12 protein-coding genes are annotated in these 16483 nt (G+C 54.9%); 9 read left to right on the top strand and 3 right to left on the bottom strand.

Annotated features, from left to right (window positions below):
* Positions 1–53 precede the first annotated feature (53 nt).
* On the top strand, positions 54–113 hold the full coding sequence (locus AL479_RS23750) for a type I toxin-antitoxin system Ibs family toxin (protein ID WP_146109688.1): 60 nt from the start codon (positions 54–56) through the stop codon (positions 111–113).
* A gap of 98 nt (positions 114–211) precedes the next feature.
* Here AL479_RS23750 and yegD read toward each other — a convergent pair whose 3' ends face one another.
* Positions 212–1564: a molecular chaperone gene (yegD, locus tag AL479_RS00605; protein WP_061077902.1), complete on the bottom strand. Its 1353-nt coding sequence runs from the start codon at positions 1562–1564 to the stop codon at positions 212–214.
* Between the two features lie 136 nt (positions 1565–1700).
* On the opposite strand from yegD, the gene alkA reads away from it, so the two are divergent.
* The gene (gene alkA / locus AL479_RS00600; protein WP_061074666.1) at positions 1701–2570 is read left to right on the top strand and encodes a DNA-3-methyladenine glycosylase 2; all 870 of its coding nucleotides are present in this window, start codon (positions 1701–1703) and stop codon (positions 2568–2570) included.
* On the opposite strand, the gene AL479_RS00595 is transcribed toward alkA, so the two are convergent.
* Positions 2538–5867 carry a diguanylate cyclase gene (locus AL479_RS00595; RefSeq protein WP_061074665.1) on the bottom strand — a complete coding sequence of 1110 codons (3330 nt, stop codon included), beginning with the start codon at positions 5865–5867 and terminating at the stop codon, positions 2538–2540. The two genes, alkA and AL479_RS00595, sit on opposite strands and share 33 nt — an antisense overlap.
* A 326-nt stretch (positions 5868–6193) precedes the next feature.
* On the opposite strand from AL479_RS00595, the gene udk reads away from it, so the two are divergent.
* The 3 genes from udk to asmA all read left to right on the top strand — a co-directional run bounded on the left by udk (position 6194) and on the right by asmA (position 9383).
* Complete coding sequence (udk, locus tag AL479_RS00590) at positions 6194–6835, top strand: uridine kinase (RefSeq protein ID WP_042318055.1); 642 nt, start codon at positions 6194–6196, stop codon at positions 6833–6835.
* A gap of 91 nt (positions 6836–6926) precedes the next feature.
* Complete coding sequence (gene dcd, locus AL479_RS00585; RefSeq protein WP_043000174.1) at positions 6927–7508, top strand: dCTP deaminase; 582 nt, start codon at positions 6927–6929, stop codon at positions 7506–7508.
* A gap of 21 nt (positions 7509–7529) precedes the next feature.
* Positions 7530–9383 carry an outer membrane assembly protein AsmA gene (gene asmA, locus AL479_RS00580; protein ID WP_061074664.1) on the top strand — a complete coding sequence of 618 codons (1854 nt, stop codon included), beginning with the start codon at positions 7530–7532 and terminating at the stop codon, positions 9381–9383.
* Between the two features lie 109 nt (positions 9384–9492).
* Here asmA and AL479_RS00575 read toward each other — a convergent pair whose 3' ends face one another.
* Positions 9493–11076: a TerC family protein gene (locus AL479_RS00575; protein WP_061074663.1), complete on the bottom strand. Its 1584-nt coding sequence runs from the start codon at positions 11074–11076 to the stop codon at positions 9493–9495.
* Positions 11077–11753: 677 nt separating this feature from the next.
* Here AL479_RS00575 and AL479_RS00560 point away from each other — a divergent pair.
* The 4 genes from AL479_RS00560 to wcaA all read left to right on the top strand — a co-directional run bounded on the left by AL479_RS00560 (position 11754) and on the right by wcaA (position 16482).
* A complete protein-coding gene (locus AL479_RS00560; RefSeq protein WP_061074661.1) occupies positions 11754–12890 on the top strand; it encodes a polysaccharide export protein in 1137 nt (378 codons plus the stop codon).
* Positions 12891–12895: 5 nt separating this feature from the next.
* Entirely contained in the window at positions 12896–13342 is a 447-nt protein-coding gene (gene wzb / locus AL479_RS00555) for a low molecular weight protein-tyrosine-phosphatase Wzb (protein WP_061074660.1), read from the top strand.
* Positions 13342–15504, top strand: a complete 2163-nt coding sequence (gene wzc / locus AL479_RS00550; RefSeq protein WP_061074659.1) for a tyrosine-protein kinase Wzc — start codon at positions 13342–13344, stop codon at positions 15502–15504. Before wzb ends, wzc begins: the two co-directional genes overlap by 1 nt.
* A gap of 135 nt (positions 15505–15639) precedes the next feature.
* Positions 15640–16482, top strand: a complete 843-nt coding sequence (gene wcaA / locus AL479_RS00545; RefSeq protein ID WP_061074658.1) for a colanic acid biosynthesis glycosyltransferase WcaA — start codon at positions 15640–15642, stop codon at positions 16480–16482.
* Position 16483: the final 1 nt, after the last annotated feature.

Here is a 16483-nt window from a genome sequence, read left to right as displayed (position 1 = left end):
CGCTGAAACGGGAAAGCCCCTCCCGAGGAAGGGGCCAAAATAAGGAAAGGGTTATGATGAAGGCAGTCATCATACTGGTGATACTCTTAGTCATTAGCTTACCGGCTTACTAAGACACCAGGGGGAGGGGAAACTCTCCCTAACCCTCACTCCTGAAACTAAGCCACATGAACCTTAATGTCAATCCATCCGCGTTCAGCTTGCGAGGCGTTTAGCGGAATACCACCTCAGCCCAGCGGGCCAGACCCGCGGTGACGGAACCGAAGTCATCGCCACCGGCAATGGGAATACCCGGCAGTTTGGCGGCCAGCGCTTTTTTGATCAGCGGCGAGCGGGCGCTGCCGCCGGTCAGATAGATGACGTCTGGCTTTTCCTGGGCGTTATCCAGCGCCAGTTGCACCTGTTCCAGTATCCGGGAAAGCGGCTGATCCAGCGCGCTCTCCAGCCCCTGTTGGCTGATGACAGTGGCCAGATCGTCGCGGATAAACGGGAGCGCTGCGTTAACGTCGGCTTGTGCGGACAGCGTAATTTTGCTCTCTTCGGCGCTGCGGACCAGTCGATAACCGAGACGTTGACGCCAGACTTTCAGCAGCAGCGCCACCTGTTCCGGTTCGCGGGCATCGCGTACCAGGTCGTTCAGCAGACGCCCCGTGGCGCTGCTGTAGAAATCGCTTTGCGCCGGAACGTCGTTGATCGCCACTGCGTTCCACCACGGCAGCACGGGCAGGGCGATTCCTTTCTCGGTTTCGCCTCCCATCCCCAGCAGCGGCATCAGGTGTTTAAACGCCAGCGCGATATCCAGATCGTTCCCGCCAACGCGACAGCCGCTGTGCCCCAACAGGCTGGATTCGCGATCGGCGCGGTGATGCCATTGTGGCCCCATCAGCAGTAACGAACAGTCGGTGGTCCCCCCGCCGATATCCACCACCAGGACGCGTTTCTCTTCCTGTAATGTCGCTTCGTAATCCAGTCCCGCCGCCACCGGCTCATACTGGAAAACGACATCCTGGAAGCCGGCTCGTTTGGCCGCGCGCTCCAGAATGCCCTGTGCCTGGCTGTTCGCCTCATCGCCGCCTAATCCCTGGAAGTTAATGGGGCGTCCAATCACGGCCTGGGTGATGGTTTCGGGGAGCTGGTTTTGTGCCTGTTGACGGATGTGCAGCATCATTGCGCAGACTAAATCTTCGAACAGTGCGACCTGCTGCGGTTTTAGCCCGCTGGCGCCGAGGAACGATTTCGGCGATTTAACGAAGTACACCTCTTCCGGGTCGTCAATATAGTGTCCAAGCGATGACAGGCCAAACTGTACGCTGCTGGCGTGAACGTCAATATCCTCGTCGCGATTGAAGCGAATGGCCCGACGCAGCAGCGCCTGTGTTTCATCGTCCGGTGTCGGAACATCATGATGGCGGTAGAGCCATTCGCTCACCGATTCACGCGTCGGCGCGCAAAGCATGGAAGGCAGCAGCGTACTGCCATTTTCCATTTTCAGCAGTTGCGGCTTGCCGTCGCGCATGACGGCGACAGAACAGTTAGCGGTACCGTAATCAAATCCAATAAACACCTTGAAAATCCCCATGCCAGTGAAGAAGGGGCGTGACTTTAGCGAAATGTCGTCGTCGCGACAACTGGAATATGAAAGCAAAGCACAACGCCTGAATAGCGTTTATGCTGAAGGTTTGCAGAAAAAGGAGAGAATGATGTTTACCCTGAGCTGGCAACCGCCTTATGACTGGTCATGGATGCTGGGTTTCCTTGCCGCCCGTGCGGTCAACGGTGTGGAAACCGTAGAGGCGTTACGCTACACGCGGAGTCTGGCGATAGGGCAACACACGGGAATTATCACTGTCGTCCCCGACACGGTGACAAACACGCTTCAGGTCACGTTGAGTGAAGGGTTATTGCCGGTCGCGGATATTTGCCTTGAAAAAATGGAGCGACTGTTTGATTTGCGCTGTAAACCGCAGCAGATCAGCCATGCGTTAGGTGAACTGGGCGCGGCGCGTCCTGGGCTGCGCCTGCCAGGTTCAGTGGACGCCTTTGAGCAGGGCGTTCGGGCGATTCTTGGCCAACTGGTGAGTGTGGCGATGGCGGCAAAGCTGACGTCGAAGGTCGCACGATGGTATGGCGACGTGTTAGCGGACGCCCCGGAATACGTCTGTTTCCCAACGCCTGAACAGCTGGCCGCAGCCGATCCGCTGGACCTGAAAGCGTTGGGTATGCCGCTGATGCGCGCCAACGCGCTTATCCATCTGGCGCAGGCCGCGCGGGATGGGATACTGGTAACTCAGCCGCCGGAAGATATTGAACAGGGAATTAAAACGCTACAGGGATTTCCGGGGATTGGTCGCTGGACGGCAAACTATTTTGCCCTGCGCGGCTGGCAGGCGAAGGATGTGTTTTTGCCTGACGACTATCTGATCAAACAACGTTTTCCGGGAATGACGCCTGCGCAGATCCGTCGCTATGCGGAGCGCTGGAAACCCTGGCGCTCCTACGCGTTATTGCACATCTGGTATACCGAGGGATGGCAGCCGTCAGTTGATCGCGAAGTAACTGGTGTTGAGTAGCAGATCCAGCGGCTGCGCGTCGGCGATGATGTCGCCATAAATCTGGTCGATACCAATACCTGACAGCGTATCCATGACGATCGGCGTTTGCACCGGCCCGGCAATGGTTTTCATCCCCAGGCGCTGGGCGTGACCCTGGATGATCGACACCAGCATTTCATCCATCATGTTGCCGTGAATGCTGGCGCTCAATTCACTGTCGAGCAGCAGGTAATCCGCCATACTTTTGGTCATCAGATTGAAGATCTGCAGATCGCGGCCAATCTGGCTCACAATGATGTGACACCCTGCCTGGCGTAATGTCTGGATTGCCGCGGTGCTCTCCTGCGGGTGTAGTAACAGCGCTTCCGCAGGCACAATCAGATGTAGCAAGCGTCCCGGCAGAGCGCTCTGCTCCAGTTGAGCCAGAAGTTCGTCAATGAGCGTTGTGCTGATTAATCCCGCCGCCGAAAGCGGCAGAGCGACGCTGAGTCCTTTGCTGGCAACCGCTGGCGCCGCATGATGGAAAAATTCATGGAGCACGCGACGATCCAGCGCATGGCTGAGTGCCGGATCGGCTAAGCTTGCCCGAAAGGCCTGCTCTTCCATGACTTCACCTTCACTGGTCCACAGTCGCAGCGAGATCAGCCAGAAATTACGTGCTTCGGGAATGCGTGGTGACGCGACGCCGCGGGCGACCATCAGCAAATGGTTATCTTTAATCATCCGCCACTGTTCATCCAGCGACATCATCGCGCGTTCGTGATGCGCCAGTTCCTGCTGCGGTTCATACACGGTTACCTGACCACGCCCGCCGTTTTTAGAGGCATAACAGGCAATATCCGCCTGCGACATCACCTCAACCGCCTGACAGTTGTTCTCGTCGATGAGCGTGATCCCGGCGCTGGCGCCAATGCGATGCAGGCGGCCTTCCCACATAAAGTGGTAGTCGTTGACGGCGTTAATGATCCGCGTGGCAATAAAGCGTGCACTTTCGATATTGCACTCCGGCAGCAGCAGGCCGAACTCATCGCCGCCCAGACGCGCCAGCACGTCGCTGGAACGCAACATGCTGAGCATCAGTTGCGCCAGTTCACGCAGCAGTGCATCGCCCGCCGCGTGACCAGCGCTGTCATTTACCGCTTTAAAGCGATCAAGATCGATAAAGACCAGCGCGTGGCGCTGATGCGCACTGCGCACGGTTTGCAGCAGCAGCTTCAGTTTGTTTTCAAAGCTGGCCCGGTTGGTCAGGTGGGTGAGGGCGTCGTGGGTGGCGCTGTAGCTCAGTTGGCGCAACATCTTACGTGACTCGGTGACATCCTGAATTACCAGCACCGAACCGATATTACCGCCGTCCAGGGTGCTGAGCGGGGTTATGCTGTAGTGAATATCGTAACTGCCGCCGTTGCGACAATGGAGAACCACATCCTGTTCGATAGCGGAACGGGACATATCGGCGCTGTAGATGTTTTCCATCAGCGGGCCGTTATCACCAAAGGTGATCCGCAGTACCGTCAACAGCGGCACGCCAATGGCATTCTCTTGCTGCCAGCCGCTCATCTTCTCGGCGACCGGGTTCATAAAAGTCACCTTCATATCAACGTCAATACACACCACCGCTTCCCCGATGGAGTCGAGGGTAATGTGTAGACGTTCTTTTTCCTGAAACAGCGCTTCATTCAACTGCTTCACTTCGGTCATGTCCATATTGATACCGAGCAGTCGCTCGACTTCGCCATCTTTATTTAACACCCGATTCGCCAGTGAGCGGATATGGCGGACGCCGTCTTTCACCGCAATGCGGAATTCCATTTTAAAGGGCAGGCGCGCGGCTAAGGAGTCGCGAACCACTTTTTCCGCATACTCGCGATCTTCCGGGATAACGCAGTCGTACCAGACTGACCAGGTCGGCTTAACATGGGCGGGGACCTCATACAGTTCGAACATGCGCTTATCCCAACTGATGACGTCGGGTTGCAGTTCCCATTCCCAGATCCCAATGCCGCCAGCTTCGTTTGCCAGCGTGATGCGTTCCATCAGCCGCTTGTTAACCCATTCGGTATGTTTGAGATCGTTGATGTCTTCAATTTGCGCGATAAAGTAAAGCGGTGTGCCATCAGGATGGCGGACCAGCGAGACGGCCAGCAGCGCCCAGACGACCTCGCCCGCCCGGGTGTAATAGCGTTTCTCCATTGAATAACTATTAATGTCGCCGCTCACCAGCATGGCGAGTTGTTCCAGATCGTTATTCAGGTCCTCTGGCCAGGTGAGTTGCTGAAAGGTCAGCGCGCGTAACTCATCCTGGTTATAGCCGAGAAACTGGCATAACGCTTTGTTGGCCTGCAGCCATTGTCCTTCTGTACCGACCAGCGCCATGCCGATCGCCGAATACTCCATCGCGTTGCGAAAACGCTCTTCGCTTTCTGTAATGTGCTTACGTTCGGCGCGAAAAGCATACATCACCATGGTCATGATGTTTGCGGGTAAGAGAATCATTAAAAACGGTAGCCACGGCAGGTTGTTCATCACATGCACTTTGGGGGTGACCAGCAGTAACGGGTCGGCCGCCATCATCAGTGATACCATCATGACAGTAGCGAGGAAGATGAGAAAGGCCTCCATCCGTGGCAACCGCACGGCGCTCCACATCAGCAATACGATCACTAACGTAAAGGGCCACGGAACATACTTCATGGCGAACCAGCTCAGAACCAGGGTGACGATTAGCGTCAGCAATGTTTCAAGGAGCAGGCGTGGGTTACGGTGGCGCAACAAGTAGTGTGGTTTGAACAATAATCCCAACGGTACCAGCGCCAGAGCGCCGATGGACTCCGACAGCACCCAAATCAGAAACGCTTTCAACGGCGTTTCATGCGGCGACATAATCCACACCAGAATACCGCCCAACAGCGGCGGGATAACCGCACTGCCAAAGGCGAGACGTATCCAGTCATTGAGATTCTGCAACGGATTGTACCAGGGTAACAGCTTACGCAGCAGCATTGCGCCGACCGCGGCTTCAATGATGTTGATCGCCGTGTAGGTAAAATTCAGCGCGCTGGGCGGAAACAGGACCAGCGATGCGCCAATGCTCCCTAACGAACAGGCGAGCGCAATTCCCGGCCACATCCGTCCGGCGTGACGGTAAAAGGCCACCATCATGATCGACGTCGGGAACCAGAGCGGGGCGAGCTGGGTACCAAACTGGGATAATTCCAGTGAGAAAAGGGTAAAAATAAAAGCCGTCAGTCCTAAACTGACGAAGCGCAGCAGAGGATGCGGCAAGGTAACTAAAACATGTTGGGATGGTTTACTCATTACCCTGTATCCGAGTGGCCGGAACGTCGCGGAACGCCCGGACGCATCGTAGTATTCTCTGTTTATGCTAGTACAAACAATTTACAATTTATATCCCGGTTGCGCATAATTTGACATTATAGGGCGATTAATTACTGCGAAATCGGGTTAATTCCGCGGGTTGCTCCAAATCTGAACAAATAAATTTGCGACAGGGAAACATTGGGCGCTAAATACACTCCCTGCTATCTCGACTGGTATCGCACGCGCGAAATCCCTATAATTGCCGCGTTTGACGCCCATGCGGCGTCGTCCTTCCTAACCAGGTTATTCAGGTCGCTAAATTTATGACTGATCAGTCCCATCAGTGCGTCATTATCGGTATTGCTGGCGCATCGGCTTCCGGCAAGAGTCTTATTGCCAGTACCCTTTATCGCGAGTTGCGTGAACAAGTCGGTGACGAACATATCGGCGTTATTCCCGAAGACAGCTATTACAAAGATCAAAGCCATCTGTCGATGGAAGAACGCGTTAAAACCAACTACGACCATCCGAATGCGATGGATCACAGCCTCCTGTTTCAGCACCTGCAGGCCCTCAAACGGGGTTCGGCGATTGAGTTGCCGGTTTATAGCTACGTTGAACATACCCGCATGAAAGAGACGGTTCGCGTTGAGCCGAAAAAAGTCATCATTCTTGAAGGGATTTTGTTGCTGACCGACGCGCGTTTGCGCGAAGAGATGAACTTCTCTATTTTTGTCGATACCCCGCTGGATATCTGCCTGATGCGCCGTATCAAGCGTGATGTTAACGAACGCGGTCGTTCGATGGATTCCGTCATGGCGCAGTATCAGAAGACCGTGCGTCCGATGTTCCTGCAATTTATTGAACCGTCTAAACAGTACGCCGATATTATCGTGCCGCGCGGTGGGAAAAATCGCATCGCCATTGATATTCTGAAAGCGAAAATCAGTCAGTTCTTTGAATAAGCCCGGCGAATTGTGTACCGTTCAGTGATAACCTGGTTTGCCCTTAATGCACAATGCGTTAAGCGCCCGATGCACGAAAGGAGAAAGTGCCATGCGTCTGTGTGACCGAGATATTGAAGCCTGGCTTGATGAAGGCCGTTTGTCGATCAACCCGCGTCCGCCCGTTGAGCGCATTAATGGCGCAACCGTGGATGTGCGCCTGGGCAATAAATTTCGTACATTTAGTGGACATACCGCTGCCTTTATCGATTTAAGCGGACCGAAAGCGGAAGTAAGCGCTGCGCTGGATCGCGTAATGAGCGATGAGATCGTCCTGGCGGAAGGGGATGCATTTTACTTGCATCCGGGCGAACTGGCGCTGGCAGTGACTTATGAGTCGGTAACCCTGCCGGCGGACCTGGTGGGGTGGCTGGACGGGCGCTCTTCGCTGGCGCGCCTTGGTCTGATGGTTCACGTGACCGCGCACCGTATCGATCCGGGCTGGTCTGGCTGTATCGTGCTGGAATTCTATAATTCCGGTAAATTACCGCTGGCTCTGCGCCCGGGGATGCTGATCGGCGCGTTGAGTTTCGAGCCGCTATCGGGGCCTGCGCTTCGACCTTACAACCGTCGTGAAGATGCGAAGTATCGCGATCAGCAGGGCGCTGTCGCCAGCCGGATTGATAAAGACTGAGTCTAATCCATTGAGGATAGCATGAGACGATTTCTGACGACGCTGATGATTTTGCTGGTCGTGTTGGTGGCCGGCTTCTCCGCGTTAGTATTGTTAGTCAATCCGAATGATTTCCGCGCCTATATGGTGCAACAGGTGGCTGCGCGAAGCGGTTATCAACTGCAACTGGACGGCCCACTGCGCTGGCACGTCTGGCCGCAGCTCAGCATCCTCTCCGGGCGCATGGTGTTAACCGCGGAAGGGGCCAGTGAACCGCTGGTTCGTGCGGATAATATGCGCCTGGATGTCGCACTGTGGCCGCTGCTGAGTCATCAGCTCAGTGTCAAACAGGTGATGCTCAAAGGCGCGGTGATTCAGCTAACGCCGCAAACGGAAGCGGTACGCCGCGAAAACGCCCCGGTGGCCCCGAAAGACAACACGTTGCCGGATGTTGCCGAAGATCGCGGTTGGTCGTTTGATGTCGCCAGTCTGCGTGTGGCGGACAGCGTACTGGTCTTTCAGCATGAAGATGATGAACAGGTAACCGTTCGCGATATTCGTCTACAGATGGAACAGGATGCGCAGCATCGCGGCTCCTTCGAATTTTCAGGCCGCGTGAATCGCGACCAGCGCGACCTTACCCTTGCTTTCAACGGCACCGTTGACGCGTCCGATTATCCGCATAACTTAACCGTGGGCATTCAACAGTTAAGCTGGCAGTTGCAGGGCGCCGATCTGCCGAAACAGGGCATCCAGGGTCAGGGACAACTGCAGGCGCAGTGGCAGGAAGAGAAGAAAGCGCTCACCTTCAGCCAACTCAACGTGACGGCGAACGACAGCGCCCTGACCGGAAACGTGCAGGTGACGCTGAAGGAACAACCCGCGTGGCTCGTCAATCTGCAATTTGCCCGCCTGAATCTGGATAACCTGTTAGCGCCGCCCGAAAATGCCAGCAGCGCCAACGGTGCGGCGACGCAGGGGGGAAGTCAGCCGCCGCTGGCGCGTCCGGTGATTTCAAGTCGTGTGGATGAACCCGCCTATCAGGGCCTGAAAGGCTTTAGTGCCGATATCGCGCTGAAAGCGGATACCGTGACCTGGCGGGGGATGAATTTTACCGACGTCAGCAGCCGTATGACCAATCAGTCCGACGTGCTGACGATCGCCGAACTGCAAGGCAAACTCGATGGCGGGATGATATCGCTGCCGGGGACGCTGGATACGCGTGCGCAAACCCCGCAAATGGTGTTCCAGCCGCGTCTGGACGACGTCGAAATCGGTACGATCCTCAAGGCATTCAACTACCCGATTGCCCTGACCGGCAAGATGTCGCTGGCGGGGGATTTCTCCGGTGCGGATATCGATGCTCAGTCATTCCGCCACAGCTGGCAGGGGAAAGCTCATGTTGACATGCGCGACACGCGGATGGACGGCATGAACTTCCAGCAGTTGATTCAGCAGGCCGTGGAACGCAGCGGCGGCGATGTACAGTCGATGCAAAGCGTTGATAACGCAACGCGTCTGGCCCGCTTTGTAACGGACCTGACGCTGGATCACGGTAAACTGACGCTGGATAACATGGAAGGCGAGTCCGCGATGCTGTCCCTGACGGGGCAGGGAACGCTCGACCTGGTCGGGCAAACCTGCGACACGCAGTTTAACGTGCGGGTGCTGGACGGCTGGAAAGGTGAAAGCAAGCTGATCGATTTCCTGAAGGCGACTCCGGTTCCGCTGCGGGTTTACGGCAACTGGCAGGCGCTGAATTACAATCTGCAGGTGGATCAGTTACTGCGTAAGCATATGCAGGATGAAGCGAAGCGTCGTCTGAATGACTGGGCGGAACGCAATAAAGATTCCCGCAACGGCAAAGATGTGAAGAAGCTGCTGGATAAACTCTGATTCGGCAGGGTGTGTGTGCCGGATGGCGACGCTCCGTGTCCTATCCGGCCTGGAAGCTGATAATGATCATATGCCGGGCGGCGCGTTCGTCACCCGGCATCGTTTCATGTTAAACCTCGTAATCCATCTCGTCTTCATTGCGTAACGGCACAATTTGAACCTTCTGTACGCGATGGCTTTCCACCTGCAACGTTTTGAGCAGGAAATCGCCCACCTGAACTTCTTCTCCCGGCTTTGGCACGCGCTGCAATTCTTCCATCAGCAGACCCGCAATGGTGTGATACTCCCGTTTTTCATCGAGCGGCAGCGGGACATATTGCACCAGATCTTCCAGCGGCATGTGGCCGTTAACGGTCCATGAGCCGTCCGGATTTTTCTGGATGTCATGGCGGGCATCAATCTCTTCCGCCTCGTTCGGCAGATTACCAGCGATGGTTTCCGTGACGTCACTGAGCGTCACAATCCCTTCTACCGAACCAAATTCATCCACAACAAAGGCGAAGTGCGTCCGCGCATTGCGGAACTGCTCCAGCGCCGGAAGCAGCGGCAGCGTCTCCGGGAACACCAGCGGCTGACGAATCAATACCCGCAGGTTGAGCGGTTCACCGCGCAGCGACTGCTGCAGCAGGTCAATGACGTGCACCACGCCCAGCAGATCTTCTTCATCGTGACCACCGGTCACCACCAGGCGCGTATGCTGATTTTTTTCCAGCAGCGAGCGAATTTCTTCTTCCGGCGCGGTGAGGTCAATATGCTCGATGTCGTGGCGCGAGGTCATAATGCTGCTGACCGTACGCTGATTGAGATTGAGCACCCGCTCAATCATCCGACGCTCTTGCGGGTTGAAAATCTGGCTGTCGTCATGGTCAACCAGCAGCGAGGCGGTTTCCGCATCCAGTTCGGCCTCTTCTTTCTGTCCGCTCAGCAGACGCATGACCGCCTCGGTCGTCCGTTGGCGCAGGGTATGATTGGCCGACAGGAAACGACGACGATTAAAGATAGCCAACTGGTTCAGCGCTTCGATCATCACCGAGAAGCCAATGGCGGCGTACAGATACCCTTTCGGGATCCGGAAGCCGAAGCCTTCCGCCACCAGGCTGAAGCCGATCATCAGCAGGAAGCTGAGACAGAGGATGACAATGGTTGGGTGACTGTTCACAAAGCGGGTGAGTGACTTACTCGCCAGGAGCATCAGGCTGATGGCAATAATCACCGCCGCCATCATCACCGCCAGGTGATCCACCATACCGACGGCGGTGATCACGGAGTCGAGCGAGAAGATGGCATCCAGCACCACAATTTGCGCCACCACGCCCCAGAATTTCGCCCCTTTACGCTGAGTGGGGTTGTCGCTGTCTTTCCCTTCGAGCCGTTCGTTCAGCTCCATTGTGGCTTTAAACAGCAGGAAGAAGCCTCCAAACAGCATGATCAAATCGCGGGCGCTAAAGCTCAGCCCCTGCACGCTAAACAGCGGTTTGGTCAGCGTGACCAGCCACGAGATCGATGCCAGCAGCAGCAGGCGCATCAGCATTGCCAGGATAAGCCCGGTCACGCGCGCACGGTCGCGCTGCGCAGGCGGCAGTTTTTCTGCGAGGATGGCAATAAAGACTAAGTTATCAATGCCGAGGACTAATTCGATCACGACCAGCGTGACCAGTCCGGCCCAGATTGACGGATCGGCGATCCATTCCATAGTAAACGTAATACCTTTCGTTATATGACAATTGTCACAATTCGATCATGGATAAAGCGGGCGGAAAATGCAATGGCGAGAAGGGGTTTCTCTCGTCTTCACCTTGCTGATTGCGCTGAAAATAACCATAAAGTTTCTGCCGGGAATAATTAAATATGGCACAAAGCTATTTAGGAAATATCGCAGGATGAATGGAGGAAATAGATTCTGTCAACATCAAGTAATTCCTAAAAACAGGCCAATATATCGCTTAATATTAATCTTAAAAACAGAGAATAGCAGGCTTGTTACCTTGCCTGCAATTACGTTAGCTGTAACAATTCTTCCAGCGTTAATGATGGAAGCGAAAATATATTACGTGGGATCCCGGTTCATTAATGGCTGACATTCAGAATGCCTTAACGCTTTCTCAGTTACGACAAAAGCGCGAAATGACAAGGCTTACAAAAACATAATCTAATCAGTGTATTGGTAGCTAAAAAGCCAGGGGCGGTAGCGTGCCTGAATGCCTGATGACGAGTCTGCATTATTCTGTCAATAGCTTACGGATGAATTCAATTTTTTTAGGACTGATGCCAGTTAAATTTCTTTTCAATTAACTGCAATGTAAATGTGTACGGCGAAGTTGCTATTTAAATTGCACAGGATAATTACTCTGCCAAAGTGATAAATAATCAATGATGAAATCCAAAATGAAATTGATGCCATTATTGGTGTCGGTAACCTTGATAAGCGGTTGCACAGTACTTCCGGGCAGCAATATGTCTACGATGGGCAAAGACGTGATTAAACAGCAAGACGCTGATTTTGATCTCGACCGGATGGTTAACGTGTATCCACTCACGCCGCGACTGGTAGAACAATTACGCCCGCGCCCGAATGTTGCCCAGCCGAATATGTCGCTGGACCAGGAGCTCGCCAGCTATCAGTACCGCGTTGGCGCGGGGGACGTGCTGAGCGTGACCGTCTGGGATCACCCGGAACTCACCACGCCAGCGGGGCAATACCGTAGCTCCAGCGATACCGGCAACTGGGTTCAGCCCGATGGCACGATGTTTTATCCCTACATCGGCAAGGTCAGCGTGGTCGGAAAAACGTTGGCAGAGATCCGCAGTGATATTACCGGGCGCTTAGCGAAGTACATTGCTGACCCGCAGGTGGACGTTAATATCGCCGCTTTCCGTTCGCAAAAAGCCTACATCTCCGGGCAGGTGAATAAATCCGGGCAGCAGGCGATCACCAACGTGCCGTTGACCGTACTGGACGCCATTAACGCCGCCGGCGGCCTGACGGAAGTGGCTGACTGGCGCAACGTGGTGCTGACACACGAGGGCAAAGAACAACGTATTTCGCTGCAGGCGCTGATGCAAAACGGCGATCTCAGCCAGAACCGTCTGCTCTATCCGGGCGATATTCTCTATGTGCCGCGCAATGACGACCTGAAAGTGTTCGTGATGGGGGAAGTGAAAAAACAGAGCACCCTCAAAATGGACTTCAGCGGCATGACGCTGACCGAAGCACTGGGTAACGCCGAAGGTATCGATCTGACCACCTCCAACGCCAGCGGCATCTTCGTGATCCGTCCGCTGAAAGGCAAAGGCCCGGGCGGCAAGATTGCCAACATCTATCAGCTCGATATGTCTGATGCGACCTCTCTGGTCATGGCGACGGAATTCCGTCTGCAACCGTATGACGTGGTGTATGTCACCACTGCACCGGTCGCGCGCTGGAACCGTCTGATCAATCAGTTGCTGCCGACCATCAGCGGTGTCCGTTACATGACGGATACGGCCAGCGACCTTCATAACTGGTAATCGTCATGTTTAACAAAATATTAGTGGTTTGCGTGGGGAACATTTGCCGTTCCCCGACGGCAGAACGCCTGCTTAAACAGTATCACCCGCAGATAACGGTGGAATCCGCCGGTCTGGGCGCGTTGGTGGGAAAAGGCGCTGACGCCTCGGCGATGAGTGTCGCAGCCGGCCATGCACTTTCTCTCGAAGGACACTGCGCACGGCAGGTCACCGGACGACTGTGCCGTGGCTATGACCTGATCCTGGCGATGGAAAAAAGACATATCGCCTCTCTGCACGAACTGGCGCCCGAGATGCGTGGCAAGGTCATGCTTTTCGGTCACTGGGACGATGAGCGCGAAATTCCCGACCCGTATCGCAAAAGCCGTGAGGCGTTTGAAGCGGTGTATGCATTACTTGAACGGTCTGCTCGCCAGTGGGCGCAGGCATTGAACGCAGAGCAGGTAAAATAATGACAGAAAAAGTAAAACAGTCTGCCGCTCCGGTAACGGGCAATGATGAGATCGATATCGGTCGTCTGGTGGGAACCGTCATTGAAGCGCGCTGGTGGGTGCTGGGCATTACGGCGGTTTTTGCGCTGTGCGCGGTGATTTATACGCTCTTCGCTACGCCTATCTACAGTGCGGATGCGCTGGTACAGATTGAACAAAACACCGGCAACTCGCTGGTGCAGGATATCGGCTCTGCGTTATCCAACAAGCCGCCCGCCTCGGAAGCGGAAATTCAGCTAATCCAGTCGCGTCTGGTTTTAGGCAAAACGGTGGACGATCTGGATCTGGATATTTCGGTCACCAAAAACACCTTCCCGCTGTTTGGCGCGGGCTGGGAACGGCTGATGGGGCGGCAGAATGAATCGGCAAAAGTCACCACCTTTACCCTGCCGAAAGGGATGAACGAGCAGATCTTCACCCTCAAGGTGCTGAACGATAAAAGCTATGAGCTCAGCAGCGACGGTGGTTTCAGCGCGCGTGGCCAACTCGGTCAAACCCTGAGTAAGGATGGCGTTACGCTGATGGTCAGTGAAATTCATGCCCGCCCGGATACTGAGTTTACCGTCACCAAATTCTCCACGCTGGGGATGATCAATAACCTGCAAAACAACCTGACGGTGGCGGAAAACGGTAAAGATACCGGTGTGCTCAGCCTGAGCTTTACCGGTGAGGATCGCGAACAGATCCGCGACATCCTCAACAGTATTACCCGCAACTACCTGGAACAGAACGTTGAGCGTAAATCAGAAGAGGCGGCGAAGAGTCTGGCCTTCCTGGCGAAACAGTTGCCGGAGGTGCGAAATCGTCTGGACGTGGCGGAAAATAAACTGAATGCCTTCCGTCAGGATAAAGATTCCGTCGATTTACCGCTGGAAGCCAAAGCGGTACTGGACTCGATGGTTAACATCGATGCGCAGCTCAACGAACTGACCTTTAAAGAAGCGGAAATTTCTAAGCTCTTCACCAAAGCGCACCCGGCGTACCGCACGCTGCTGGAAAAACGTCAGGCGCTGGAGGATGAAAAAGCCAAACTGAACGGACGCGTGACGGCGATGCCGAAAACGCAGCAGGAGATTGTGCGCCTGACGCGTGACGTTGAGTCGGGTCAGCAGGTCTACATGCAGCTGCTGAACAAACAGCAGGAGCTGAAGATCACCGAGGCCAGCACCGTGGGTGACGTACGTATCGTTGACCCGGCGATTGCTCAGCCCGGCGTGCTGAAGCCGAAGAAAGCGCTGATCATTCTCGGCAGCATCATTCTGGGCCTGATGCTCTCCATCGTTGGCGTGCTGTTGCGTTCACTGCTCAACCGCGGTATCGAAAGCCCGCAGGTGCTGGAAGAGAATGGCATCAGCGTGTACGCCAGCATCCCGCTGTCGGAATGGCAGAAAGCGCGGGATAGCGTCAAGACCATTAAGGGCGTTAAGCGTTACAAGCAGAGTCAACTGCTCGCAGTAGGCAACCCGACCGATCTGGCGATTGAAGCCGTGCGCAGCCTGCGCACCAGCCTCCACTTCGCCATGATGCAGGCGCAAAACAATGTCCTGATGCTTACCGGGGTGAGTCCGTCTATCGGGAAGACCTTTGTCTGCGCCAACCTTGCGGCGGTGATCAGCCAGACCAACAAGCGTGTGCTGCTGATCGACTGCGATATGCGTAAAGGCTATACCCACGAACTGCTCGGCACCAACAACGTCAACGGTCTGTCCGAGATTCTGGTCGGCAAAGGGGATATCGCCTCCTGTGCGAAACCGACGTCCATTCCTAATTTTGATCTCGTACCGCGCGGGCAGGTACCGCCAAACCCGTCTGAACTGCTAATGAGCGAGCGCTTTGGTGAGCTGTTGCGTTGGGCGAGTAGCCACTATGACCTGGTGCTGATCGATACGCCGCCAATCCTGGCTGTCACCGACGCCGCGATTGTCGGACGTCACGCAGGCACGACCCTGATGGTCGCCCGCTATGCCGTCAACACCCTGAAAGAGGTGGAAACCAGCCTGGGCCGCTTTGAGCAAAACGGCATTCAGGTGAAAGGGGTGATCCTCAACTCCATCTTCCGTCGCGCCACCGGGTATCAGGATTACGGGTACTACGAGTACGAATACAAGTCAGACACAAAATAAAAAATCGTGAGTGGCCTGCTAATTCAGCAGGCCTGATAAGCGAAGCGCCATCAGGCATAGCTGCCGGATGGCGGCGTAAACGCCTTATCTGGCTTACACGTTGGGCCATCCGGCAAGACTTCCTGGGAAATGAAGATGAAAACAGACAAGCCATTGATTTCCATTTATATGCCAACCTGGAACCGGCAGCAGCTCGCCATTCGGGCGATTAAATCGGTGTTGCGCCAGGACTATCCCCATTGGGAGATGATCATTGTTGATGATTGCTCTTCCTCTTATGAACAGCTACAGCAGTTTGTTGAGGGATTAAACGACCCGCGCGTACGTTATACCCATAATGCGATCAACTCTGGCGCCTGCGCGGTGCGTAATCAAGCCATCGTCCAGGCGCAAGGACATTACATCACCGGCATTGATGATGATGATGAGTGGACGCCCAACCGTCTGAGCGTGTTCCTTGCACATAAACATCAACTGGTGACGCACGCATTTTTGTACGCCAACGATTATGTCTGCGAAGGCGAAGTTTACTCGCAGCCGGCGAGCCTGCCGCTGTATCCGAAATCTCCTTACTCGCGGCACCTGTTCTATAAACGCAACATCATTGGCAATCAGGTCTTTACCTGGGCGTGGCGGTTTAAAGAGTGCCTGTTCGATACCGAACTGAAAGCCGCGCAGGATTACGACATCTTTCTGCGGATGGTGGTGGAGTATGGCGAACCGTGGAAGGTGGAGGAGGCGACGCAGATCCTGCACATTAATCATGGCGAAATGCAGATCACCTCATCGCCGAAGAAATTCTCTGGTTACTTCCATTTTTACCGCAAGCACAAAGATAAATTTGACCGCGCCAGCAAGAAATATCAGCTGTTTACGCTCTATCAGATCCGCAACAAACGCATGACCTGGCGCACGCTGCTGACGCTGTTTTCACTGCGCAACGGCAAGCGTCTGGCTGACGGACTGCGAGGACGTTAAG

It is taken from the genome of Citrobacter amalonaticus (genome assembly GCF_001559075.2).
GTDB classification, from domain to species: domain Bacteria; phylum Pseudomonadota; class Gammaproteobacteria; order Enterobacterales; family Enterobacteriaceae; genus Citrobacter_A; species Citrobacter_A amalonaticus_F.
This window is presented reverse-complemented; position numbering and strand designations above follow the sequence as displayed.